Consider the following 21,762-nt stretch of genomic DNA (forward strand, 5'->3'; position numbering starts at 1 on the left):
GGGGTTTCTAATATGGCCGGTTTGCCGACCACGGCACGCGTGGTGATCATCGGAGGCGGTGTCGTCGGCACCTCCTCGCTCTACCACCTTTGCAAGGCGGGCTGGACCGATTGCGTGCTTTTGGAAAAGAACGAGCTGACATCGGGCTCGACCTGGCATGCCGCCGGCAATGTGCCGACCTTCTCGTCGTCCTGGTCGCTGATGAACATGCAGCGCTATTCGACCGAGCTCTATCGCAGCTTGGCTGATGCCGTCGACTATCCCATGAACTACCACATTACCGGCTCGCTGCGGCTCGCCCACACCAAGGAGCGCATGCAGGAGTTCCAGCGCGCCAAGGGCATGGGCCGCTACCAGGGCATGGACATCGACATTGTCGGCCCTGATGAGATCAAGCGCCGCTATCCCTTCATCGAGACGCATGAATTGAAAGGCGCGCTCTATGATCCAAACGACGGCGACATCGACCCCGCGCAGCTGACGCAGGCACTTGCCAAGGGTGCGCGCGACATGGGGGCAAAGATCATCCGCTTCTGCCCGACCACGGGCGTGCGCCGTGAGAACGACGGATGGGTGGTTGTCACCCCGCAAGGCGAAATCCGCTGCGAGATCGTCGTCAACGCCGCCGGCTACCGAGCCGCGGAAGTCGGCAAAATGTTCGGCCGCGACGTCCCGATGATGGTGATGAGCCATCAGTACATCTTGTTCGAGGAAATCCCCGAACTGGTGGCCTGGTCGAAGGAGCAGGGCAAGAAACTGCCGCTGCTGCGCGACGTCGACACCTCCTACTATCTGCGCCAGGAAAAGAACGGCATGAATCTCGGCCCCTATGAGCGGAATTGCCGCGCGCATTGGGCGACCCACAACGACCCGATGCCGGAGGATTTTTCCTTCCAGCTATTCCCCGACGATCTCGACCGTCTCGAGCACTACCTTGCCGATGCCGTCGCCCGCGTGCCGATCCTGGGCACTGCCGGCCTGTCCAAGGTGATCAACGGGCCGATCCCTTACGCGCCGGACGGCAATCCGCTGATCGGTCCGATGCCCGGCGTTCCCAACGCGTTCGAGGCCTGTGTCTTCACCTTCGGCATCGCCCAGGGCGGCGGCGCCGGCAAGGTGCTGGCCGAATGGGTTACGCAGGGCCAGACCGAATGGGACATGTGGTCTTGCGATCCGCGCCGTTTCACCAGCTTTGCGGCCGCCCCCGACTATAGCGTCGCCAAGGGCATGGAGATCTACGGCAACGAATACGCCATCCAGTTCCCGCGCCATGCCTGGCCGGCCGGGCGCGACCGCAAGCTGTCGCCGATCCACGATCGCATCAAGGCGCTCGGCGCCCAGTTCGACGCCTATAATGGCTGGGAGCGTGCCACCTGGTATGCGCAACCCGGTGACGACACGTCGGAAGAAGCAACACTCACCTTCCGCCGCGACGGGCCGTGGCAGCACCGCGTGCGCGAAGAATGCCTGGCGGTGCGCGACGCCGCCGGCATTCTGGACCTGCCCGGCTTCTCGCGCTTCAACCTCGAAGGTCCTGGCGCAGCCGAATGGCTGGCGCTGCAGGTCACCGGCCTGGTGCCCAAGCCGGGCCGCATCGGCCTCGCCTATTTCGCCGACGACAAAGGCCGCATCGTTACCGAGATGTCGGTGGTGCGCCATGGCGAAGAGCAGATGACTCTGATCACCGCGGCGGTAGCGCAGTGGCACGATTTCGAATGGCTGAAGTCGCGCCTGCCGAAGGACGCAGCTTTCACCCTCACCGACAGGACCGAAGACTATTCGACGCAAATCCTCGCCGGCCCCAATTCGCGCAAGATCCTGGCCGAGGTCTGTGGCGCGGATCTCTCGCTGCCCTGGCTGACGCATCAGGAAACCACCATCGCCGGCCGCTGGGCGAAGCTGGTGCGGGTATCCTTCGCCGGCGAACTCGGCTGGGAAATCCACACCAAGGTGGGAGACACCGCCGCCATCTTCGACGCCGTCTGGACGGCGGGACAAAAACACGGTCTGAAACCGTTCGGCATGTATGCGCTGGATTCGCTGCGCCTCGAAAAGGGCTACCGGACCTGGAAGGGCGACCTGTCGACCGACTATACGGTCCTGCAGGGCGGGCTCGAGCGCTTCGTAAAATGGGACAAGCCCGACTTCCGCGGCAAGGCAGCCCTGCAGAACGAAAAGCAGCAAGGCGTAAAGAAGCGCTTCGTCACGCTGGTGGTCGAAAACCCCGGCGATTGCGACGCGCCGTCGGTGTCGACGCTCTGGCATGACGGCAAGATCGTCGGCGAGACGACGTCCGGCGGCTGGGGGCATCGCATCGACAAATCGATCGCGCTCGGCATGCTGCGCGCCGACCTGGCTGAACCCGATACCGCGATCGAGATTGAAATTTTTGGCGATCGTTTCAGGGCGGTCGTGCAGAAAGACGAGCCGCTGTGGGATCCGAAAAACGAAAGACTGAGAGCATGAAGAAAGTCATTCTCACCGATGGCGGCATGGGCCAGGAACTGGTCCGCCGCAGCAGCTCCGAGCCGACGCCGCTCTGGTCGGCCAGGGTGCTGATCGACGAGCCGGATCTGGTGCGTGGCCTGCATGCCGAATTCATCCGGGCCGGCGCTCGCGTCATCACCATCAACACCTATTCGGCAACGCCGGAGCGGCTCGCGCGGGAAGGAGCAGAAGATCTCTTCAAGCCCTTGCAGAAGCGCGGCATCGAATTGGCAAGACAGGCACGCGACGAGGCAGGCGATGCAGCGATCGCCGGCTGCCTGTCACCGCTGTTCGGCAGCTATGCGCCGGCGCTGGCCATATCGTTCCAGGAGACGCTGGACATCTATCGCCGCATCGTCGCCGAGCAGGCCGATGGCGTCGACCTGTTCCTGTGCGAGACCATGGCCTCAGCCGAGGAAGGCCGTGCGGCCGTTACCGCTGCGTCGGAAAGCGGCAAACCTGTCTGGGTGTCTTGGACTCTCGCCGATCACGGCGCGCCGCGGCTGCGCAGCGGCGAAACAATAGCGGCAGCGGCGGACGCCCTCGACGGCCTGACGGTTGCAGCGCGCCTGGTGAATTGCTGCCGGCCAGAAGCTATCGCCGCGGCACTGCCCGAATTGATTGCTCTCGGCGGCCCGGTCGGCGCCTATGCCAATGGCTTCACCTCTGTCGAAGCGCTCAAGCATGGCGGAACGGTCGAAGTGCTGCACGCACGCCACGACCTTGATCCGGATGCCTATGCCGACCAGGCGCTCGGCTGGGTCGCCGCTGGCGCCACCATCGTCGGCGGCTGCTGCGAAGTCGGCCCTGCCCACATCGCCGCCTTGCGCGACTGGCTCGAACAGGCCGGCCACGAAATCTCGGGAGTATCCTGATGCCCAGACCGTCATCGCGCATTTCCGGCATCGTGCCTTCGGGCAAGGATGGCTGGGAGGTCCACACCGAGGCATGGGCCCGCAAGGAGGCGGGCCAGGACATCATCATGCTGTCGGTCGGCGACCATGATTTCGATACGCCGAGCCAGACCATCGAAGCCTGCGTGACGGCGGTTCGCGGCAGCAACCACCACTACACCCCGCTTCCCGGCGTTCCGCGCCTGCGCAGGGCGATGGCGGCGGCCTCGACCGCCTGCACCGGGGTCGAGACGAGCCCCGACCAGGTGATCGCCACGCCGGGCGGTCAGGCCGCCCTTTACGCGGCGGTGCAGGCCGTTCTCGACCAGGGCGACCACGCTATCGTGGTGGCGCCCTACTACGCGACTTATCCCAACACCTTCAGCGCCGCCGGCGCCAGCTTCACCGTCGTCGAGACGCCGGCCGGAGACGGTTTCCAGCCGCACGCCGAGATGATCCGCGCGGCGCTCAAGCCCAACACGCGCGCCATTTTGATCAACACGCCGAACAACCCGACCGGCGCCGTCTATTCGCGTGAGCGTCTGGAAGAGCTGGCCGAGATCTGCCGCGAGCACGATCTCTGGCTGCTGTCGGACGAGGTCTACTGGACGCTCGGCGGCGGCGAGCACATCTCGCCGCGCGGCCTGCCCGGCATGGCGGAGCGCACGCTGGTCATCAATTCGATGTCCAAGAGCCATGGCATGACCGGCTGGCGCATGGGCTGGCTGACCGGCCCAGCGCAGATGATCACGCTGTTGACCAATCTCAATCTGGTGACGACCTACGGCCTGCCGGCCTTCATCTCGATCGCCTGCGCCGAGGCGCTGGAGAACCGCTTTGGCGTCAGGGAGATCGCCGAACGCTATGCGGCGCGCCGCACCGTCCTGCTCGACGCCGTGCGCGGCATGAACAATATCAGCGTGCACGGCTCCGAGGGCGGCATGTATGTCATGCTCGACATCTCCGCAGTCGAGCCCGACGACGAGAAATTCGCCTGGGCCTTTCTCGACCAGGAGAGTGTCGGCGTCATGCCGGGTTCCAGCTTCGGCAAGGCCGCTGCCGGCCACATCCGCATCAGCCTCTGCCAACCGGAGCCGGTGCTTCAGGAAGCCGCAAAACGCCTGCGCCGCTTCGCATCCGGCTATCGCCGCGAGGCCGCATGACCAGAAGCATTCCCACCAAGGCCCGCGCGGTTATTATCGGCGGCGGTGTCTCCGGCTGTTCGGTCGCCTACCACCTGGCCAAGCTCGGCTGGACCGACATCGTGCTGCTCGAACGCAAGCAGCTGACCTCGGGTACGACCTGGCACGCCGCCGGCCTGATCGGCCAGCTGCGCGGCTCGCAGAACATGACGCGGCTGGCCAAATATTCGGCCGACCTCTACGTCAAGCTGGAAGCCGAAACGGAAGTCGGCACCGGCATGCGCCAGGTCGGCTCGATCACCGTGGCGCTGACTGAGGAGCGCAAGCACGAGATTTATCGGCAGGCCTCGCTCGCCCGCGCCTTCGATGTCGATGTGCGCGAGATTTCGCCTGGTGAAGTCAAGGAGATGTACCCGCATCTCAACGTGTCCGATGTGGTCGGCGCCGTGCATCTGCCGCTCGACGGCCAGTGCGATCCGGCCAACATCGCCATGGCGCTGGCCAAGGGCGCCCGCCAGCGTGGCGCCGCCATCGTCGAGAATGTGAAGGTCACCAAGGTCCATACCAAGGCCGGTCGCGTCACCGGTGTGTCGTGGGCGCAAGGCGACGACCAGGGCACGATCGAGGCCGACATCGTCGTCAACTGCGCCGGCATGTGGGCGCGCGAGCTCGGCGCCCAGAACGGCGTCACCATCCCGCTGCATGCCTGCGAACATTTTTATCTCGTCACCGAGCCGATCCCCGGGCTCGGTCGTCTACCGGTGCTGCGCGTTCCCGATGAATGCGCCTACTACAAGGAAGACGCCGGCAAGATGATGCTCGGCGCCTTCGAGCCGGTGGCCAAGCCCTGGGGCATGGACGGCATAAGCGAGGATTTCTGCTTCGACCAGTTGCCGGAGGACATGGAGCATTTCGAGCCGATCCTCGAAATGGGCGTCAATCGCATGCCGATGCTGGCAACCGCCGGCATTCACACCTTCTTCAACGGCCCCGAAAGCTTTACCCCCGACGACCGCTACTATCTCGGCGAAGCGCCGGAGCTGTCGGGCTACTGGATGGCGACCGGCTACAATTCCATCGGCATCGTCTCGTCCGGCGGCGCCGGCATGGCGCTGGCGCAGTGGATCAATGACGGCGAAGCGCCCTTCGACCTCTGGGAAGTCGACATCCGCCGCGCCCAGCCATTCCAGAAGAACCGTAGGTATCTCAAGGAGCGGGTCTCCGAGACGCTCGGCCTGCTCTATGCCGACCATTTCCCCTACCGGCAGATGGCAACGTCCAGGAATGTCAGGCGATCGCCCCTGCATGAACACCTGAGGGCGCGCGGCGCGGTCTTCGGCGAAGTCGCCGGCTGGGAGCGCGCCAACTGGTTCGCCCGCGAAGGGCAAGAGCGCGAATACCGCTATTCCTGGAAGCGGCAGAACTGGTTCGACAACCAGCGCGAGGAACACCTGGCGGTCCGCAACAAGGTCGGCCTGTTCGACATGACCTCGTTCGGCAAGATCCGTGTCGAGGGCCGCGATGCCTGCGCGTTCCTGCAAAGGCTCTGCGCCAACGACATGGACGTGGCGCCGGGCAAGATCGTCTACACTCAGATGCTCAACCAGCGCGGCGGCATCGAGAGCGATCTTACCGTGTCGCGGCTGTCGGACACGGCCTATTTCCTCGTCGTACCGGGCGCGACGTTGCAACGCGATCTCGCCTGGCTGCGGCGGCATGTCGGCGAGGAATTCGTTGTCATCACCGATGTGACGGCGGCAGAAAGCGTGCTCTGCCTGATGGGTCCGGATGCGCGAAAGCTGATCCAGAAAGTCAGCCCCAACGATTTCTCCAACGACAACAATCCATTCGGCACCTTCCAGGAGATCGAGATCGGCATGGGCCTCGCCCGCGCCCACCGCGTCACCTATGTCGGCGAACTCGGCTGGGAGCTTTATGTCTCTACCGACCAGGCTGCCCATGTTTTCGAGGCGATCGATGAGGCGGGGGCGGATGTCGGCCTGAAACTTTGCGGCCTGCATACGCTCGATTCCTGTCGCATCGAAAAGGCGTTTCGGCATTTCGGCCACGACATCACCGACGAGGACAATGTGCTGGAGGCCGGCCTCGGCTTTGCGGTCAAAACCGCCAAGGGCGAGTTCATCGGCCGCGATGCGGTGCTGAAGAAAAAAGAAGCCGGCCTGTCGCGCCGGCTGGTGCAGTTCCGGCTGAAGGACCCGCAGCCTCTGCTCTTCCACAACGAGGCGATCCTGCGCGACGGCAAGATCGTCGGCCCGATCACATCGGGGAATTACGGCCACCATCTCGGCGGCGCGATCGGACTGGGCTATGTGCCCTGCCAGGGCGAGAGCGAGGCGGATGTGCTGGCCTCGTCCTACGAGATAGAGATCGCCGGCGAGCGTTTTGCGGCGGAAGCATCGCTGAAGCCGATGTACGATCCCAAGGCGGAACGGACGAGGATGTAGCACCTTTTTACCCTCCCCCTTGTGGGGAGGGTCGGCTCGCAGTCGGAGCGAAGCGGCGATTGCGAGACGGGGTGGGGGTGCGCCCTACGAGACCCCCCACCCCGCTTCGCAAAAGCCGCCTTGCGGCATTTGCTGCGCGACCCTCCCCACAAGGGGGAGGGTGAAGAAGCTCAAAACCGCTCCAGCTTCGCCCGCACCTTCACCAGAAACGCCGCCCTCGTCCTTGGCGTCGAGGCGTCCATCAGGTAGTGCGCCAGGAAAAACGTCCGGCAGCGGCGGGCGCACAGCGCGCGCATACCGCGCAGCAAGGTCTTGCGGCCGGGCTGGCCGACGACGACGCTCCACCAGGTCGGCGCGCCGCAGGGGGTGATGACGCCGACCCTGGTGACATGTGTCATCAGCGACATGATGCGCCCCTTGCCCAGCTTGAAGGCGACATCGGTCGCCCAGACCCGGTCGAGCCAGCCCTTCAGCATGGCCGGCAGCCCGTACCACCAGGTCGGATAGATGAACAGGATCGCCTCAGCCCAGGCGAGATGCTCGAAATGCGGTTTTAGGGCCGGATCCTCCGGCGCCCGCTCATTGTAGGCGCGCCGCTCCTCGCTACCCATCACCGGGTCGAATTTTTCGGCATAGAGGTCGAGCAGCCGTACCTCCCAACCCCGCGCCTTCAGCACGTCGACGGCGGTATCTCTGATCGCGGCGCAAAAACTTTCGGGCACCGGATGGCAATAGACCACCAGCACGCGCATCAGAAGGTATCCATCCCGGCCGCGACCTTGGCCATGAAGGCTGCCCGCGTCTCGTCGGTCGACAGGTTCATCGAATAATGAGCGAGGTAGGACACCGAGGCGCCGGGCCTGATCGTCGCGCGCAGCATCCGCTTGACCAGCCGGCGCGGCGGATCGCCCATCAGCATGGCGCGGAACCGGCTGCCGCCATAGGTGGTGACGGCGGTCAGCTTGCGGATGTTGTGGAGCGAAGGCTGCGCCTTGCCGTCGACCAATTTGAACGACACGCCGGGCAGAAACACGCGGTCGAAAAAGCCTTTCAGGATAGCCGGAAAGCCGTAGTTCCAGACGGGATATGACAGCACCAGCGCCTCGGCCTTGAGCAGCCGCTCGACATAGGGCGCGGCCGGGTCCGCAGGGCTGCGTTGGTTGTGATAATCCAGCCTCTCCCCGCGCGTCAGCCTGGGGTCGAAATCCTCGGCATAGAGATCGCAATCGTCGACCTCATGGCCGGCCGCCGTCAGCCGCTCGACGATCGTGCGGTGCAGGCTGGCATTGAAGCTGGTCTCCACCGGGTGTGCGTAAAGGACGAGGACTTTCATGGGAAATTGCTGGGGTCGGCGCGAGGCACCCCCCTCTGCCCTGCCGGGCATCTCCCCCTCAAGGGGGGAGATCGGACTGCCGCATCGCTTTCACTAATTGTCAGCGTGTCAGATTGGCTGCGGCGTTCAGGCTGCCAATCTCCCCCCTTGCGGGGGGTGAGAAGTGGTCGGCGAAGCCGATGGGAAGCCAATTGCTTGGCTTTCCAAACAACGAACGCCCGAAGCGGCAGCGTAGGGCCTGTGCCGGCAGGACAGAGGGGGGTGCTCAAGCTCAAACCTCTGCTCATTCTGCTTTCTGCAAACCCTTGAACAAAAAAGTCCGGCCGGAGCGATAGTCGTAATCCGGATTTTCCCAGGCGATCATCTTGCCGGGATTGAGCAGGCCTTGCGGATCGGTCTCGCGCTTGAAGGCGAGCTGGATTTCATCCGTCTGCTTCATGCCGCCCTCTTCCAGCGTGTAGCGGTGCGGGTTGAAGATCGGGCAGCCATTCTCCTCATGCAGCCGGATGATTTCGTTGAGCCGCGCCTCGGTGGTGAATTTCACCAGCGGCAGGCCGAAGCAGGTGATGTTGCCGTCGAGGCGCACGAATTCGAGATGCGAAAAGACCTCGTTCGGAAACATCGCGTCCATCTTCTCCACCAGCGCCAGCTGGTTGGGAAACGGATAGAGCGATTGCAGATAGGTGATCGCGGGATCGACCCGCAGTGCCCTGAGCGTGGTGTGGTTCCACGCCAGCTCGAAGCCCGGCGGCAGGCCCTTCTTCTCTTCGTCCGTTGCCGTCGCGGCATTGAAGATGACCTCGCCGCCGGCGCGGCGGGTGAAGGCGAGGAATGCGTCTAGCCCATGCCGGGCAACCATGACGACGCAGATGCTTTGCCCGTCCCGGAAGAACTTCTGGTGTCGCTTGAAATAGAGCTGCGGCACCGGCGCGGCGATCGGCGTGATCAGCTTGGTCAGGATGCCGTCCTGGCGTGCCAGCGCGTTGCCGTAGCGGGCTGCCGGCATGAAAGCGTCGAAGCCGACGATCACGTCGATCCATTCATAGGCTGCAGTCAGCGGCATCTCGACCTCGGTGATGATGCCGTTGGTGCCATAGGCGTGCGTGACTTTGTGCAAATCCTCGCCGGTGAGTTCGAGCGCCTTCGGTTCGGTTTCCATGGTGACGACGCGCAGCCGCAGCACATTGCCGAAATCACGCAGACCGCCGAAATTGATCGAGCCGACGCCGCCCGAGCCGCCAGCGATGAAGCCGCCGATCGAGGCGGTGTTGTAGGTCGACGGCGACAGCCGCAGTTCCTGCCCGGAATGCGCGCGCGTCGCTCTGTCGATGTCGGCGAGGATCGCGCCCGGCCCGGTGACGACGCGGCCCGGCGCTATGGCCTTGATCTCGTTCATCTCGGCAAGGTTCAAAACCACGCCGCCCGATAGCGGCATCGCCTGACCGTAATTGCCGGTGCCGCTGCCGCGCGGCGTCACCGGAACGCCATGACGGTGGCAAGCGGCAAGCACGCGGATCAGTTCGGCCTCGTTCCTGGGCGTCACGATCAGGTCGCCGGTGACGTGGTCGAGCTGCTGCTTCAGCACCGGGCTGTACCAGTAGAAGTCGCGGCTCTTCTGCTGGATGATGGCCGGATTGTCGTCGAGCTTTATCCCGTCGAGATCGCGTTTGAGCGCCGAAACATCCATCATTCCACCATCAGTCCGTCGAGCTCGGCGTAATCGGGCAATTGTCTGTCGATCGCTCGTCCCGCGCGCACGACGATGCGATCCGATTCGGGCCGCGAGAGCAATTCCGTCCAGCTCCGCCCTTTGAAGACGATGAAATCGGCGCTGCCACCGGCTGCCAGTGTCCCGACACCGTCGAGCCGCATCACCTTGGCCGGCGTCGCCGCCACCGTCTGCGGCCAGTCGCCGACCGGATGGTCGAAATGCAGGATGCGCGTCGCCATGCGGTAGACCTCCAGCATGTCGAGATCGCCATAGGCATAGAAAGGATCGCGGGTGTTGTCGGAGGCGACCGCGACCGCAATGCCCCTCGCCTTCATCTCGTGCAGCAAGGTCACGCCGCGCCAGCGTGGCGTGGTCTGGTCGGCGCGCCGGTCCTGCAGATAGAGATTGCACATCGGCAGCGACACCACGGCAAGTTTGGCCTTGGCGACCTTGTCCAGCGTGTCGAGCACGTCGAGGTCCGGCTGGCGCGCCAGCGAGCAGCAATGTCCCACCAGGATGTTGCCCTCAAAACCGTTCCAGAGTGCGGCCTCGGCAATCTTCTTCAGCGAGATCGCCGCGATATCGTCGGTCTCGTCGGCGTGGAAATCGAGATCGAGCCCGTGCTTGTTCGCCTCGGCGAACACCTTGTCGAGAAGCTCTTCGAGATCCGGCACCATATAGGTGACGACGCCGAGCACGCCCTTGGCCGCAGCCACACGCTTGGCCAGCCTCTCGAACCACTTTCTGTCGCGCACGCCTTCGATGCCGAGCAGGCAGGCTGCCTGCAATTCGATGCGGCCGCGCCATTTCTCCCGCATCGCCTCGAACACCGGCCAGGAGATTTCCTCCTGTGGCGGCACGCTGTCGAGATGAGTGCGCAAGGCCTTGGTGCCGTGCGCGTAGGCCGAGCGCAAAGAGAAATCCATGCGCCGCGCCACGTCCTCGGCGCTCCAGCGCGCTGCACGGTCGGCGCTGGTGGCATTGAGCGCGCCCATGAAACTGCCGTCGGGATTGGGTTTGCGCGGCCAGATATGGCCCTTGTCGATGTGGGTGTGGCAATCGACGAAGCACGGCAGGATGATGCGGCCGGCAAGGTCGATGGCGGTGGCTGGCGCTTTTGATTTCTTGTGCGCGGCGATGCTGGAGAGCTTACCGTCGGCGACGGCGATGTCGGCCAGCGCGAAGCCGTCAGTATCGTAAGTGGTGGCAAGACCTGATGTCAGCGACCGGTGAAGGCGGACGTTGGTGAGATGGTACGAGCCAGAGGTCGGTATCAAGGACCGCCCCCCTCTGCCCTGCCGGGCATCTCCCCCTCAAGGGGGGAGATTGGCAGCTTTGCCGGCAGCACCCGTCTTCCAACGTCGATAATTGGCGAAATCCCGGATGACGTCCAATCTCCACTCTTGAGGGGGAGATGGCCGGCAGGCCAGAGGGGGGTGCTTCGCGCCAACGTCTCGCTCACCTCGTCACCCTACCGCTCCTGCTTCAGCGCGCTCTCGTGCCAGCGGCGCAGGATGAGATGCGACACCAGCGACAGCACCAGGAAGATCAATATGCCGGTGAGCGAGATCAGGATCAGCGCCGCGAAAAGCCTTGGCGCGTTGAGGCGGTAGCCGGCCTCGATGATGCGCGAGGCGAGCCCTGAGGATTGTCCCTGCGCGCCGGCGACGAACTCGGCCACCACGGCGCCGATCAGCGACAGACCGCCGGCGATCTTCAAGCCTCCTAGAAAATACGGCATGGCCGCCGGCAGTCTGAGATAGCGCAATTGCTGCCAGCGCGTCGCGCCGTTGAGCTTGAACATGTCGCGAAGATTGCGGTCGACCGAATTGAGGCCGAGCGTGGTGTTGGACAGGATCGGGAAGAACGCGACGATCCAGGCGCAAAGCAAAAGCTTCACCGTCTGGTTGTCCACATAGATGTTGATGAGCGGGAAGACCGCCACGATCGGTGTTACCTGCAGCACGATGGCGAAGGGAAAGAACGACATCTCCACCCATTTCGATTGCGCAAACAGCACCGCCAGTCCGACGCCGCCGACGACCGCGAGCAGCAGGCTGAGAAAGGTTATGCGCAACGTGACCAGCAGCGCGGAGAACAGGAGCCCGGCATCGCTATAGAGCGTCCACAGCACCACGCCGGGGCGCGGCAGAATATATTGCGGGATCGCGTTCCACACGCAAATGCGGTCCCACAGCCAGATCGCCAGGATCATGATCGCCAAAGGCAAGACCCACCGGCCGATCCGCTCCAGCCGCTCCTGGCGTACGCGGCCCGCCTCTTCCGCGTCGAGCGTTGCGGCATTCTGGTCAATGGCCGTCATGGTGCGGTCCGGCTGATGTGTTGATGGCGTTGACCAGGATGTCCGAGGCCTGGCGGCAGAGCGCGGCATAATCGGGCGAAGTGCGGAAAACCTCGTCTCGCGGATAGGAGGCGTCGATGGCAAGCTCGGCATGGACGCGGCCCGGCCGCGCCGCCATGACGACGACGCGGTTGGACAGGAACACGCTTTCGAAGACGCTGTGGGTGACGAAGACGACGGTGAAGCGCTCGTCCTGCCACAGCTCCAGAAGGTCGTTGTTAAGCTTGAAGCGGGTGATCTCGTCGAGTGCGGCGAACGGCTCGTCCATCAGCAGAATGCGCGGCTTCGTCACCATGGCGCGTGCGATCGAGACGCGCATCTTCATCCCGCCGGAAAGCTCGCGCGGCACGGCGTTCTCGAAGCCGGTCAGGTGCACCCGCTCCAGCATCTCCGTCACCGCCGGCGCCGCCTTGGCGCGCGACACGCCTTTCAGCCTGAGCGGCAGCCAGACATTGTCGAATACATTGGCCCAGGGCAGCAGCGTCGGTTCTTGGAAGACGAAGCCGATATTGGCGCGGTCGATCGAACCGCCCCAGTCGAGCTGACCGGATGTCGGCGTCGACAGGCCCGCGATCAGCCTCAACGCCGTTGACTTGCCGCAGCCGGACGGCCCGAGAAGGCTGACAAAATCGCCCTCGCGGATGGCGAGATCGACGTCGCTCAATGCAGTCACGCCATTGGAAAACACCTTGCCGACATGGCGCAGCGTCAGCAGCATCGGGCCTTCACCCGATGCCGTCATGGGCGCCTGCGCCATCTTTTCCAGCTTCACGACTACTTCTTCAGCTCGATCCCGACACCTTTGTTGATGAAGGCCAGCGTGTAGGCCTTCTTGATATCGATGCCCTCGGGCGTGACCTTGGCCTTGACCATCTTGTCATAGAAGCTCTTGATCCGGTCTTCGTTCATGGCGCCGATGCCGAGCTTTTCGGTGTCGCCGGAATCGGCCAGGCCGAACTTCTTCATCTGCTCGATCGAGAAGGCAATCTGCTCGTCGCTCATGTCGGGGTTGTCTTTCTTGATCATCTCGTTGGCGGCCTTGTTGTCGCCGTAGAGGTAGTTGTACCAGCCCTTGGCCGAGCCATCGACGAAGCACTGGACCACCTCCGGCCGCTTGTCGATCGTGTCCTGCATCACCTCGATCGTCGTCGAATAGGTGTCCCAGCCATAGTCGGCGAGCAGGAACTGGTTGGGCACGAAGCCGCCTTCCTTCTTGACCGCAAAAGGCTCCGAGGTGACGTAACCCTGCTGGATCGACTTCTTGTTGGCCAGGAATGGAGCGGTGTTGTAGGTGTACGGCACGCGCTTGGCGGCATCGAAACCGAGTTCGATGACCATCCACTGGAAGAAGGTCTGGACGCCCTCGTCGCCGAGAATGTACTGGTCGGCGTTCTTCAAATCCTCCCACTTGTCCAGCCCCTGCCCCGGGTGGGACATGATGACTTGAGGGTCCTTCTGGAAATCGGCTGCGACGACGCGCATCGGGATGCCCTGCTGGACGGCGTCGAAGGCCGACAGCAGATTGCCGCCCATGTAGAAATCGAGCTTGCCGGCCAGCAGCAGCGGCCGCCCGCTGACCTGCGGACCTCCCTGCGAAATCGTCACGTCGAGGCCACATGCAGCGTAGGTGCCGTCGGCGACGGCCTGGTAGTAGCCGCCATGCTCGGGCTCGGCCAGCCAGTTGGTGCCGAAGGTGACCTTCTCGTTTGCTGCCGCGCCGAACGTGCCGGCTCCAAGCAGCGCGACCGCAAGCGCTGAAATCTTCTGTTTTCCGTACATCGACACCACCCTTTGTTGGCTCCGGAGCGTCACGCGCCGGGCTCGACACCATTGATCCAAGAAGCAAGACACATGCCACCGCCCGGGCCGCCTGCTTGCGCGGCAGTCACTGCCAACACCGGACGGGTCATGCTGTGCGGGAGGCATCGTGCCTATTTTTTGGACGCCTGTCCACAATCGCCCTCGTGCCATGCACCACATCTTGAACGTACTATCGGTCACGTCTTAGGCTGGTCTCGCAGACAGGAGATTGCCATGTTCAGATACCTCGCGCCGAAGTCGATCAAGCCGCCTTTCGCCCGCTATAGCCACGGCGTCGAGGTGCCGCCAGGCAAGCGGCTGGTTCTGTGCTCCGGTCAGGTCGCCATCACGGCGGACGACCAGATCCCCGAGGATGCCGGCGCGCAGGCCGAGCTCTGCTTTCAAAACATAGCGGCGATTCTGGCTGAAGCCGGGCTGGGGCTAGGCGACATCGTGCGCATAAACGCCTACGTCACCGACCGCGCCTTTCTGCGGCCCTATATGGACGTCCGCGACCGCTTGTTTGCCAGCCCCGCGCCCGCCTCGACGCTGATGATCGTGTCAGGCTTTGCGCGGCCGGAGTTCAAGGTCGAGGTCGAGGCGATTGCGGCTGGGTGATCGACAGGCGACGTTTGGCGCGCTAGGTCTCCCTCACAGTCAAGAGGCATGACATGACCGTTGCAAACAGACGCGTTTGGTGGGGCGACTACCGGACCACCGAATACGCCGCGATCGATCCGGAGGCGACGATTGCCGTGCTGCCGGTGGCGGCGATCGAGCAGCACGGCCCGCATCTGCCTGTATCAACCGATACCTCGATCATGAACGGCATGCTGGAGACGGTCATCGCCCGCCTGCCCGGCGATCTCGACATCCGCATCCTGCCGGTCCAAACGGTCGGCAAGTCGAACGAGCATCTGCAGGCGCCGGGCACGCTCACCCTGCCGGCGGCCACCCTGGTCGATGCCTGGACCGAGCTTGGCCTGTCCGTTGCCCGCGCAGGCGTAAGGAAACTGATCGTCGTCAACTCGCATGGCGGCAATGAAGAGATCATGGGCATCGTCGCGCGCGAGCTGCGCGTGCGTGAGAGGATGCTGGCGGTGAAGACCAGCTGGCAGCGCTTCGGCCGCCCCGCCGGCATGTACACCGAGCTGGAAGACCGCCATGGCATCCATGGCGGCGACGTCGAGACCTCGTTGATGCTGCATTTTCGCCCGGAGTTAGTCGACATGGCCAAGGCCGACAATTTCGCCTCCAAGGTCGCCCGCGCCGAAACCGAATTTGCGCTGCTGCGCCACACCGGAACGCACGCTTTCGCCTGGATCGCTGGGGATCTCAACCCCAACGGCGTGGTCGGCGATGCCAGCATTGCCGCGGCCGAGAAAGGCCGACTGACGGCGGAGCATCAGGCCGACGGCTTCATCACCCTGTTGAAGGATGTGCGCAAGGCGAAGCTTGCCGACTGGCTGGCATAGCGGGCCGCCTTAGCCGTCGATCTTCAACACGAAAGGCGTACCCTCAAAAGCATCGGCGCCGCGTCCGATCGCCTCGATCGCTTCGATCATGCGGCCTTGTCGTGAGAGAAGAGCATCCGCGACGGCGATCAACCGTGGATTGGGTGTCGCCGAGGGCGAAAGCTTCCGCAATGTCTGCGCAAGTTCGACTTCGTCGCGCTTCGGGGCGAGCGCCGCCGCAATGATATAGGCCGAGGCGGTCGAGCGGCTGATGCCGGCATAGCAATGGACGACCATGGGTTTGGCGCGGTCCCATTTCCGGGCGAAATCGAGCAGATTGCGCACATGGCCTTCGCCGGGCATGGTCATGCCGTCCTGCGCCACCGCGATGTCGTGCATGACCAGATGCAGGTGGTTCTCCCTCGATATCGAGGCCGGCCGCGTCACCTCGGTGCCGGCAGCGAGCAGCGACAGCACGCGCTCGGCGCCGCTTTTGGCCACCGTCTCCTCAAGCTTTGCCAGCGAACAGATATGGATCATGGCGCGATCTCCTTCGACCCATCGTCGCGCCGTGCGCGCCAGTCGGCAAGCGCCGATTCGAGCCGCTGCCATTCCTCCTGACGTCCAGGCAGCCCCGCGCGGAGCACCTGGGGACGCTCGAAAAAATGCCTGAGCAATATGCCGCGCTCGCCGAGCGTCGAAAACAGCCCCGGTGCATCGGCAAGCCGGAGATAGCGAAACAGCGTCGTGCCGCCGGCGACAGCAACGCCAAAGCGCGAAAGCAGCGCATCGAGCCGCGCCGCATCCTGCGCCAGCCGCCGCCGCATGTCGGCCTGCCAGCCGCTGTCGGCAAGCGCGCGGATGCCGTATTCGAGCGCTGGGCCGGCGACCGCCCAAGGGCCGAATTGCGTTTCAAGCCTTTCGACCGTCACCGCACCGGAAAGTGCGAAGCCGAGCCGCAGGCCGGCGAGACCGAAGAATTTGCCAAACGAGCGCAGCACGACGATGCCGCCCCGCCCGACATCGCCGGCCAGGCTTTCCGCGTGCGGGCCGACATCCATGAAGGCTTCGTCGACGACCAGCAGACCGCCTATGGCGCGCAATGTCTCGGCAAGCCGAAGCAGCCTTTCCCGCGACACGACTCGCCCGTCGGGATTGTTGGGATTGACGACGATGGCAATTTCGGCTCCGGCAAGCGCCTCGAAATCGTCGACCTCCGCCACCGCATGGCCGGCAATCGCGGCGGCCCTGGCATGCTCGGCATAGGTCGGCCCGAGCACCAGCGCCTTGCCGGGGCTGACCAGCGAGGCGACGCGCGGCAGCAGGATCTGCGTGCCCGGGGCGACCGCCACATTCTCGTCCGAAGGCGCGCCATAGGCGCCGGCCGCGACCCTGGCCAGCTCACGCAGGCGCGCGGCTTCCGGCAATCGTGACAGGGCGGTGGCGGGCAGCTCGAAAAGCGGGTAGGAGTGCGGATTGATACCTGTCGAGAGATCGACGAAAGGTTGTGGCGCGTGAGGGAAGAGCGCCCTCGCCCGGCCAAGGGATCCACCGTGATCCACCACAGTAATCGCTCCATCAGAAAGCTTCATGTCGATCCTGATCGCTTTCCTGTCGCTGGCCATCGAACGCATCCTGGGTTACCCGGACTGGCTGTTCCGTGCCGTCGGCCATCCCGTCACCTGGTTCGGCAGGCTGATAGCCTTTCTCGACCTCAGGCTCAACCGCGACACTGATTCCGACGCGCTGCGTCGCCGCCGCGGCGTGCAGGCGCTGCTGGTGATCGTGCTGGTGCCGGCGGCAATCGCCTTCATCGTGCAAATCCTGCTCTGGCAGCTCTTTCCTGCCGGCATGATCATCACGGCAATCCTGGCCTCGTCGCTGCTGTCGCAAAAGAGCCTTACCGAACATGTCGAGGCGGTGGCCGATTCGCTGGATACCGGCGGGCTGGCGCTCGGCCGCATTGCGGTTGCGCGCATCGTCGGCCGCGACCCAGAGAAGCTCGACCATGCCGGCGTCAGCCGCGCCGCCATCGAAAGCCTGGCCGAGAATTTCTCCGACGGCATCGTTGCGCCCGCCTTCTGGACAGGTGTCTGCGGTCTGGCCGGCGGCGTCGCCTACAAGGCCGCCAACACCGCCGATTCGATGATCGGCCACCGCACCCCGCACCACGAGGCCTTCGGCCGCGCGGCGGCACTCTTCGACGACTGGATCAACCTGCCGGCGTCCCGGCTGACCGCGTTGCTGATCGTTGCCGCCGCCTTTCTCGTTGACGGCGCCGATCCCCGCAACGCCTGGCAAGCAATGCGGCGCGACGCCAAAAAGCACCGCTCGCCCAATGCCGGCTGGCCGGAGGCGGCGATGGCTGGCGCGCTCGGCTTGGCGCTCGCCGGCCCGCGCAGCTATGGCGGCGTCATCGTCGAGGACGCCTATATGGGCGAAGGCGGCCGCCGCGAGGCCGACAGCACCGACATCCGGCGGGCGCTGAAACTTTACCAGATAGCAGACTATCTGCTGATCGCGCTGTTTGGATTGCTCTCCGCGGTCGTCATCTACCTGGATGTTTTGATCTCGCAGTAGATGCGCCGCCTGACTCACCAAGAGACACGGACTTCCTTGGCGTTTGAATCCACCGCCGCGCCAAATCTTTTGATCGCGTAACCGCCGGCGGCCACTGCCGAGGATTTCAGCACAGGCTCAATCACAAGGAAAAGCTTCTCGGCGTCTGGCCCGTACAGATAGAGGGTGCATTTGCCCTCGCCAAACTCGTCGCCATCAAATTCGCCGACATGCGCATTCGAAACAGCTTGTTCCAACCGATCCTCCAGAACTTGGACCGATTGCCGCTCTTCCGGCGCCCCGAACTGACCGCCGCTCAGAAGAAGATAGACAATTACCGCTTGTTCCAACGGTCATCTCCCGAAGTTAGACCCTCAAAACTCGATTCCCTGCTGCGCCTTAACGCCTGCGGAAAAATGGTGTTTGGTCACGCCCATCTCGGTGACGAGGTCGGCCGCCTCGACCAGCGCCGGCTTGGCATTGCGGCCGGTGACGACGACATGCAGGCCTTCGCGCCGCGCCTTCAGCGCCGCGACCACCTTGTCGAGATCGAGATAGTCGTAGCGCAGCGCAATGTTGAGCTCATCGAGGACGACAAGGCTGACAGAGGGGTCGGCGATCAGCTCCAGCGCCTTGGCCCAGGCGGCTTCGGCCGCCGCAATGTCGCGCTTCAGATCCTGCGTCTCCCAGGTGAAACCCTCGCCCATCGTGTGCCAGACGACACGGTCGCCGAACGCCGCGAAGGCGTCCTTTTCGCCGGTGTGCCATTTGCCCTTGATGAACTGGACGACGCCGACGCGCTTGCCATAGCCGAGCATGCGCAGCGCCAGCCCGAAGGCGGCCGTGGTCTTGCCCTTGCCGGGTCCGGTGTTGACGATCAGCAGCCCCTTCTCGACCGTCTTTTCCGCGACCTCGGCGTCCTGCACCGCCTTGCGTTTGGCCATCTTGGCGCGGTGGCGTTCTTCGTCTTTTGCGTCGATATCGGTCATCATTTCACCTTGAGCGGCAGCCCCGCCACCATCAGTAGCACCGTATCGGCAACCGCCGCGACCTGCTGGTTGAGACGGCCGGCGGCATCACGAAACCGGCGTGCGAGCGCATTGTCGGGCACGATGCCTTGCCCGACTTCGTTCGAGACAACGAGCCAGGGCCCGCGCGGCCGCGACAGCATGTCGGCTAGCCGCCGGCATTCCGCCTCGAGATCATGGTCGGAAAGCATATGATTGGTCAGCCACAGCGTCAGGCAATCGACGAGCACCGGCTGGTTGTCGGGCAAGGCTTCGAGCGCTCCGACAAGATCGAGCGGCGCGTCGATGGTCGCCCAGCCTTCGCCGCGCCGCGAGCGATGCAGCGCGATGCGCTCGCGCATCTCATCGTCATAGGCTTCGGCGGTGGCGATATAGGCCCATGGCGGCGGCAACGCCGTCGCCAGGGTTTCGGCATGCGCGCTCTTGCCGGAGCGCGCACCGCCGATGATAAAGGTCAAACTGCGATCAGGCAAAGCTGTCGCGCAGGCTGGTCGCGGTGCCGGCGAAGCGCGAGTGCACTATGCCGACAACTGCGCCGAGCACCAGCCAGAACACCAGATTGGTCAGCGTCACCGCCACCACGAACTGATGATGCAGGCCCTCCGGGATCGGCGTTACGAAACTGTCAGGCTGCGGCGCGCCGACAATATGCGGGGCGACGATCAGGAGGACGGCGAGCACGGTCAGGGGCGCCGACGTGCGGAAGGTAATAAGGGCAAGGCCGATCGCGGTTGCCATCACCGTTGCCCACCACCAGATCTGGCGCTGTATGAGATCGGCCGCCGGCATTGCCGGCAGTTCCGGCGGCAGGCCGAGTCCCGGCGCCAGCGTGAACACGGCAAAGCCCGCCAGACCCCAGAACACGCCCTGGCGCCAGCTGCCGATGCCGCCGGCGAACTCGGAAACCGCCACCAGGACCAGCGCGAAGCCGATGCCGGTGACGATATTGGCGACGACACTGAAGGCGAAACGCTCGAAGCCGTCGGCCGGCGCCCAGCCTTCGTCCTCCGCCGGCGCGGCTGCTTCAGCCGGTGCTGCGCTGCTCACCGCATTTTCCGCCGGCGCGGCGGTGCTCATGGCATTGGGGTCCGCAGCGTTGGCGGCGGGCGCCGCGGCATGCTGATGCTCATGGCCGCCACCAGCCTTTTCGTAGACCTCCGCCTTGAGGATCAGCGGCACGGTGGCGTAGGCCTGCATGCAGGCGAGAGCGACACCGGCCACGAGCCCTGCGATCGCCGCGATGAACACGACGTTGCGAAACAGGTTCATGATGTCAGATCCTCGTCAGTGGCAGGGAAACGCCATCGAATGGCGATAGTCGTGCGCCGCATTGTGGACCGCATCGATGTGCGAGAAACCGACAACGCCGACGACGAAAATGCCCAGAAACGCGCTAAGCACGAGCTGCATGAAGCGCGACTGCGAGGAGACGGAAGCGCCGAGGGAGACGGAAGCGGTATTCATATCTTGTCCTTTCGCCCTCCACCCGAGGGCATCGAAGTCAGTTCCCTGTCGCCGGCAGGTCTCCTGGCTCGCGGATCAGCGCCCTTCCCCACCTTCCCGAAGAAAAAATCCCCAGTGGCTTGGAGAGGACTACCGCACACAGTTGCGGGGGCAGCCACGGCATTGGGCAACAAGTCAGCCCTCACCGCATTCCCTCTTGGTCCCTAACGGAACCGACGACATGCATGACTATAGGCTGAAACGGTCGCATCCGGCAAACCAAATTCCGCCGGCCAACAGCGCGAATGCGCCATGCGGCGTTACGGGTTCAACGCGGTGATCCGCTCGGCAACCAGCCGCTGCAGCCGCCACAGATGGCGATCGTGAATGCCGCGCTCTTCAAGGTTTTTCACCGTGTTGTAGAGATAGTCGGCGCCCGACCCGCAGGACGTTGCCAGCCTTTCGACGACCTTGCCCTCGTCGAGCGGTCCGGAATAGGTCAGGCCGTTGCGGTTGATGACGAAGGCCAATGCCCTGAGCGGTCGGCCTCGCTTGCAAGCTTGAGCATGCGCGGCCGGTAGCTTGTCGGCTTCAGCGTGACTTCGCGCCGGAAAAGCCGGCCCAACTGCTCGCGCCGGTTATTGCCGGTCAGCCGAAAGGCGACGCCCTTGCATTGTCCGCCACGGTCCAGCGCCATCATCAGGCCGGGGCTGTCCTTGGTGCCGCGCCAGCGCGTCATGTTCATGCAAAAGGACCGATGCCAGCCGCGCGCCAGCGCAACGCGGTCCTCGACATAATCTATTTCCGGTTTCCAGATCAGCGATCCATAGCCGAACAGCCATAGCGGTTCGCTGTCCGGGAGTTCGACCTGCAATTCATCCAGCAGCGCGTCATAGTCGGCTTCATCGAGATGCATCGCGTCCGGATCCGGCCCGGGGTCCCTGATCTCGCGCCAGCAGCGCGCGACCAGCTCCGGCGTAAGCGACATCTGTCGTGCGGCCACTTCCGAATCCCCCCAATTTCCGAATGTCCCGTGTCCACGACATGATTATGCGCCGCGCCTGCAACCGGCAATGCGGCACTCT

The 21,762-nt window shown here is 64.2% G+C and carries 23 protein-coding genes and 1 riboswitch; of the genes, 7 read left to right on the top strand and 16 right to left on the bottom strand.

The genetic code is table 11. From position 1 onward, the window contains the following. Window positions 1-12 precede the first annotated feature (12 nt). Genes NKK52_RS13115 through NKK52_RS13130 form a run of 4 tightly spaced genes read left to right on the top strand, consistent with a single transcriptional unit; the run spans window position 13 to window position 6,987 of the window. Window positions 13-2,466, top strand: a complete 2,454-nt coding sequence (locus NKK52_RS13115; protein ID WP_023685240.1) for a GcvT family protein — start codon at window positions 13-15, stop codon at window positions 2,464-2,466. Then, the gene (locus NKK52_RS13120; protein ID WP_023685239.1) at window positions 2,463-3,362 is read left to right on the top strand and encodes a homocysteine S-methyltransferase family protein; all 900 of its coding nucleotides are present in this window, start codon (window positions 2,463-2,465) and stop codon (window positions 3,360-3,362) included. Before NKK52_RS13115 ends, NKK52_RS13120 begins: the two co-directional genes overlap by 4 nt. Further along, window positions 3,362-4,543, top strand: a complete 1,182-nt coding sequence (locus NKK52_RS13125) for a pyridoxal phosphate-dependent aminotransferase (RefSeq protein WP_023670766.1) — start codon at window positions 3,362-3,364, stop codon at window positions 4,541-4,543. The genes NKK52_RS13120 and NKK52_RS13125 overlap by 1 nt, the downstream gene beginning before the upstream one ends. After that, window positions 4,540-6,987, top strand: a complete 2,448-nt coding sequence (locus NKK52_RS13130) for a GcvT family protein (protein WP_023685238.1) — start codon at window positions 4,540-4,542, stop codon at window positions 6,985-6,987. Before NKK52_RS13125 ends, NKK52_RS13130 begins: the two co-directional genes overlap by 4 nt. A 170-nt stretch (window positions 6,988-7,157) precedes the next feature. Here NKK52_RS13130 and NKK52_RS13135 read toward each other — a convergent pair whose 3' ends face one another. From NKK52_RS13135 to NKK52_RS13165, 7 genes are all read right to left on the bottom strand, one after another. Then, window positions 7,158-7,739, bottom strand: a complete 582-nt coding sequence (locus tag NKK52_RS13135; RefSeq protein ID WP_023685237.1) for an NAD(P)H-dependent oxidoreductase — start codon at window positions 7,737-7,739, stop codon at window positions 7,158-7,160. Continuing rightward, window positions 7,739-8,320 carry an NAD(P)H-dependent oxidoreductase gene (locus NKK52_RS13140; RefSeq protein WP_023685236.1) on the bottom strand — a complete coding sequence of 194 codons (582 nt, stop codon included), beginning with the start codon at window positions 8,318-8,320 and terminating at the stop codon, window positions 7,739-7,741. The genes NKK52_RS13135 and NKK52_RS13140 overlap by 1 nt, the downstream gene beginning before the upstream one ends. A 283-nt stretch (window positions 8,321-8,603) precedes the next feature. After that, window positions 8,604-10,007, bottom strand: a complete 1,404-nt coding sequence (locus tag NKK52_RS13145) for an FAD-binding oxidoreductase (RefSeq protein ID WP_031197684.1) — start codon at window positions 10,005-10,007, stop codon at window positions 8,604-8,606. Further along, window positions 10,007-11,308, bottom strand: coding sequence for a cytosine deaminase (locus NKK52_RS13150; protein ID WP_023685234.1), 1,302 nt, complete (start codon window positions 11,306-11,308; stop codon window positions 10,007-10,009). Before NKK52_RS13150 ends, NKK52_RS13145 begins: the two co-directional genes overlap by 1 nt. A 194-nt stretch (window positions 11,309-11,502) precedes the next feature. Next, window positions 11,503-12,354: an ABC transporter permease gene (locus NKK52_RS13155; protein WP_023670772.1), complete on the bottom strand. Its 852-nt coding sequence runs from the start codon at window positions 12,352-12,354 to the stop codon at window positions 11,503-11,505. Beyond that, window positions 12,341-13,165, bottom strand: coding sequence for an ABC transporter ATP-binding protein (locus NKK52_RS13160; RefSeq protein ID WP_023685233.1), 825 nt, complete (start codon window positions 13,163-13,165; stop codon window positions 12,341-12,343). The genes NKK52_RS13155 and NKK52_RS13160 overlap by 14 nt, the downstream gene beginning before the upstream one ends. A 2-nt stretch (window positions 13,166-13,167) precedes the next feature. Continuing rightward, window positions 13,168-14,172, bottom strand: a complete 1,005-nt coding sequence (locus tag NKK52_RS13165; RefSeq protein WP_023670774.1) for an ABC transporter substrate-binding protein — start codon at window positions 14,170-14,172, stop codon at window positions 13,168-13,170. A gap of 255 nt (window positions 14,173-14,427) precedes the next feature. Here NKK52_RS13165 and NKK52_RS13170 point away from each other — a divergent pair, with 255 nt between their 5' ends. Next, window positions 14,428-14,811: a RidA family protein gene (locus NKK52_RS13170; protein WP_023670775.1), complete on the top strand. Its 384-nt coding sequence runs from the start codon at window positions 14,428-14,430 to the stop codon at window positions 14,809-14,811. Window positions 14,812-14,864: 53 nt separating this feature from the next. Then, window positions 14,865-15,668 (top strand): creatininase family protein, encoded by an 804-nt coding sequence (locus NKK52_RS13175; RefSeq protein WP_023685232.1) that lies wholly within the window; start codon window positions 14,865-14,867, stop codon window positions 15,666-15,668. Between the two features lie 9 nt (window positions 15,669-15,677). Here the strand turns inward: NKK52_RS13175 and NKK52_RS13180 are convergent, their stop codons facing one another. Both NKK52_RS13180 and cobD read right to left on the bottom strand, forming a co-directional pair. Next, a complete protein-coding gene (locus NKK52_RS13180) occupies window positions 15,678-16,187 on the bottom strand; it encodes a tyrosine phosphatase family protein (RefSeq protein ID WP_023685231.1) in 510 nt (169 codons plus the stop codon). Next, complete coding sequence (cobD, locus tag NKK52_RS13185; protein ID WP_023685230.1) at window positions 16,184-17,239, bottom strand: threonine-phosphate decarboxylase CobD; 1,056 nt, start codon at window positions 17,237-17,239, stop codon at window positions 16,184-16,186. The genes NKK52_RS13180 and cobD overlap by 4 nt, the downstream gene beginning before the upstream one ends. On the opposite strand from cobD, the gene cbiB reads away from it, so the two are divergent. Then, window positions 17,238-18,227 (top strand): adenosylcobinamide-phosphate synthase CbiB, encoded by a 990-nt coding sequence (gene cbiB / locus NKK52_RS13190; RefSeq protein WP_023685229.1) that lies wholly within the window; start codon window positions 17,238-17,240, stop codon window positions 18,225-18,227. The genes cobD and cbiB overlap by 2 nt on opposite strands. A 14-nt stretch (window positions 18,228-18,241) precedes the next feature. On the opposite strand, the gene NKK52_RS13195 is transcribed toward cbiB, so the two are convergent. The 7 genes from NKK52_RS13195 to NKK52_RS13225 form a co-directional block, all read right to left on the bottom strand. Further along, entirely contained in the window at window positions 18,242-18,556 is a 315-nt protein-coding gene (locus NKK52_RS13195) for a hypothetical protein (RefSeq protein ID WP_023670780.1), read from the bottom strand. A 24-nt stretch (window positions 18,557-18,580) separates the two neighbouring features. Beyond that, the gene (gene cobO / locus NKK52_RS13200; protein WP_023685228.1) at window positions 18,581-19,195 is read right to left on the bottom strand and encodes a cob(I)yrinic acid a,c-diamide adenosyltransferase; all 615 of its coding nucleotides are present in this window, start codon (window positions 19,193-19,195) and stop codon (window positions 18,581-18,583) included. Continuing rightward, the gene (cobU, locus tag NKK52_RS13205; RefSeq protein WP_023690284.1) at window positions 19,195-19,707 is read right to left on the bottom strand and encodes a bifunctional adenosylcobinamide kinase/adenosylcobinamide-phosphate guanylyltransferase; all 513 of its coding nucleotides are present in this window, start codon (window positions 19,705-19,707) and stop codon (window positions 19,195-19,197) included. Before cobU ends, cobO begins: the two co-directional genes overlap by 1 nt. Then, window positions 19,700-20,503: a CbtA family protein gene (locus tag NKK52_RS13210; RefSeq protein WP_023685226.1), complete on the bottom strand. Its 804-nt coding sequence runs from the start codon at window positions 20,501-20,503 to the stop codon at window positions 19,700-19,702. Before NKK52_RS13210 ends, cobU begins: the two co-directional genes overlap by 8 nt. Before the next feature lie 15 nt (window positions 20,504-20,518). Further along, complete coding sequence (locus NKK52_RS13215; RefSeq protein WP_023670784.1) at window positions 20,519-20,698, bottom strand: CbtB domain-containing protein; 180 nt, start codon at window positions 20,696-20,698, stop codon at window positions 20,519-20,521. Between the two features lie 36 nt (window positions 20,699-20,734). Continuing rightward, window positions 20,735-20,930, bottom strand: a riboswitch (cobalamin riboswitch). A gap of 67 nt (window positions 20,931-20,997) precedes the next feature. Next, complete coding sequence (locus tag NKK52_RS13220) at window positions 20,998-21,207, bottom strand: hypothetical protein (protein ID WP_348625731.1); 210 nt, start codon at window positions 21,205-21,207, stop codon at window positions 20,998-21,000. Then, window positions 21,177-21,680, bottom strand: a complete 504-nt coding sequence (locus tag NKK52_RS13225; RefSeq protein ID WP_348625730.1) for a gamma-glutamylcyclotransferase — start codon at window positions 21,678-21,680, stop codon at window positions 21,177-21,179. Before NKK52_RS13225 ends, NKK52_RS13220 begins: the two co-directional genes overlap by 31 nt. Window positions 21,681-21,762 lie beyond the last annotated feature (82 nt).

Origin of the sequence: Mesorhizobium sp. C277A (genome assembly GCF_040324395.1) — a bacterium.
Taxonomy (GTDB): Bacteria; Pseudomonadota; Alphaproteobacteria; order Rhizobiales; family Rhizobiaceae; genus Mesorhizobium.

What these genes read in the sequence shown, in the direction of transcription:
- cbiB (WP_023685229.1), top strand. Translation starts at nt 17,238, where the DNA reads ATGTCGATCCTGATCGCTTTCCTGTCGCTGGCCATCGAACGCATCCTG.
- NKK52_RS13175 (WP_023685232.1), top strand. Translation starts at nt 14,865, where the DNA reads ATGACCGTTGCAAACAGACGCGTTTGGTGGGGCGACTACCGGACCACC.
- NKK52_RS13155 (WP_023670772.1), bottom strand. Translation starts at nt 12,354, where the DNA reads ATGACGGCCATTGACCAGAATGCCGCAACGCTCGACGCGGAAGAGGCG.
- NKK52_RS13180 (WP_023685231.1), bottom strand. Translation starts at nt 16,187, where the DNA reads ATGATCCATATCTGTTCGCTGGCAAAGCTTGAGGAGACGGTGGCCAAA.
- NKK52_RS13120 (WP_023685239.1), top strand. Translation starts at nt 2,463, where the DNA reads ATGAAGAAAGTCATTCTCACCGATGGCGGCATGGGCCAGGAACTGGTC.
- NKK52_RS13170 (WP_023670775.1), top strand. Translation starts at nt 14,428, where the DNA reads ATGTTCAGATACCTCGCGCCGAAGTCGATCAAGCCGCCTTTCGCCCGC.
- NKK52_RS13210 (WP_023685226.1), bottom strand. Translation starts at nt 20,503, where the DNA reads ATGAACCTGTTTCGCAACGTCGTGTTCATCGCGGCGATCGCAGGGCTC.
- NKK52_RS13125 (WP_023670766.1), top strand. Translation starts at nt 3,362, where the DNA reads ATGCCCAGACCGTCATCGCGCATTTCCGGCATCGTGCCTTCGGGCAAG.
- NKK52_RS13130 (WP_023685238.1), top strand. Translation starts at nt 4,540, where the DNA reads ATGACCAGAAGCATTCCCACCAAGGCCCGCGCGGTTATTATCGGCGGC.
- NKK52_RS13165 (WP_023670774.1), bottom strand. Translation starts at nt 14,172, where the DNA reads ATGTACGGAAAACAGAAGATTTCAGCGCTTGCGGTCGCGCTGCTTGGA.
- cobD (WP_023685230.1), bottom strand. Translation starts at nt 17,239, where the DNA reads ATGAAGCTTTCTGATGGAGCGATTACTGTGGTGGATCACGGTGGATCC.
- NKK52_RS13145 (WP_031197684.1), bottom strand. Translation starts at nt 10,007, where the DNA reads ATGGATGTTTCGGCGCTCAAACGCGATCTCGACGGGATAAAGCTCGAC.
- NKK52_RS13140 (WP_023685236.1), bottom strand. Translation starts at nt 8,320, where the DNA reads ATGAAAGTCCTCGTCCTTTACGCACACCCGGTGGAGACCAGCTTCAAT.
- NKK52_RS13115 (WP_023685240.1), top strand. Translation starts at nt 13, where the DNA reads ATGGCCGGTTTGCCGACCACGGCACGCGTGGTGATCATCGGAGGCGGT.
- cobO (WP_023685228.1), bottom strand. Translation starts at nt 19,195, where the DNA reads ATGACCGATATCGACGCAAAAGACGAAGAACGCCACCGCGCCAAGATG.
- NKK52_RS13215 (WP_023670784.1), bottom strand. Translation starts at nt 20,698, where the DNA reads ATGAATACCGCTTCCGTCTCCCTCGGCGCTTCCGTCTCCTCGCAGTCG.
- NKK52_RS13135 (WP_023685237.1), bottom strand. Translation starts at nt 7,739, where the DNA reads ATGCGCGTGCTGGTGGTCTATTGCCATCCGGTGCCCGAAAGTTTTTGC.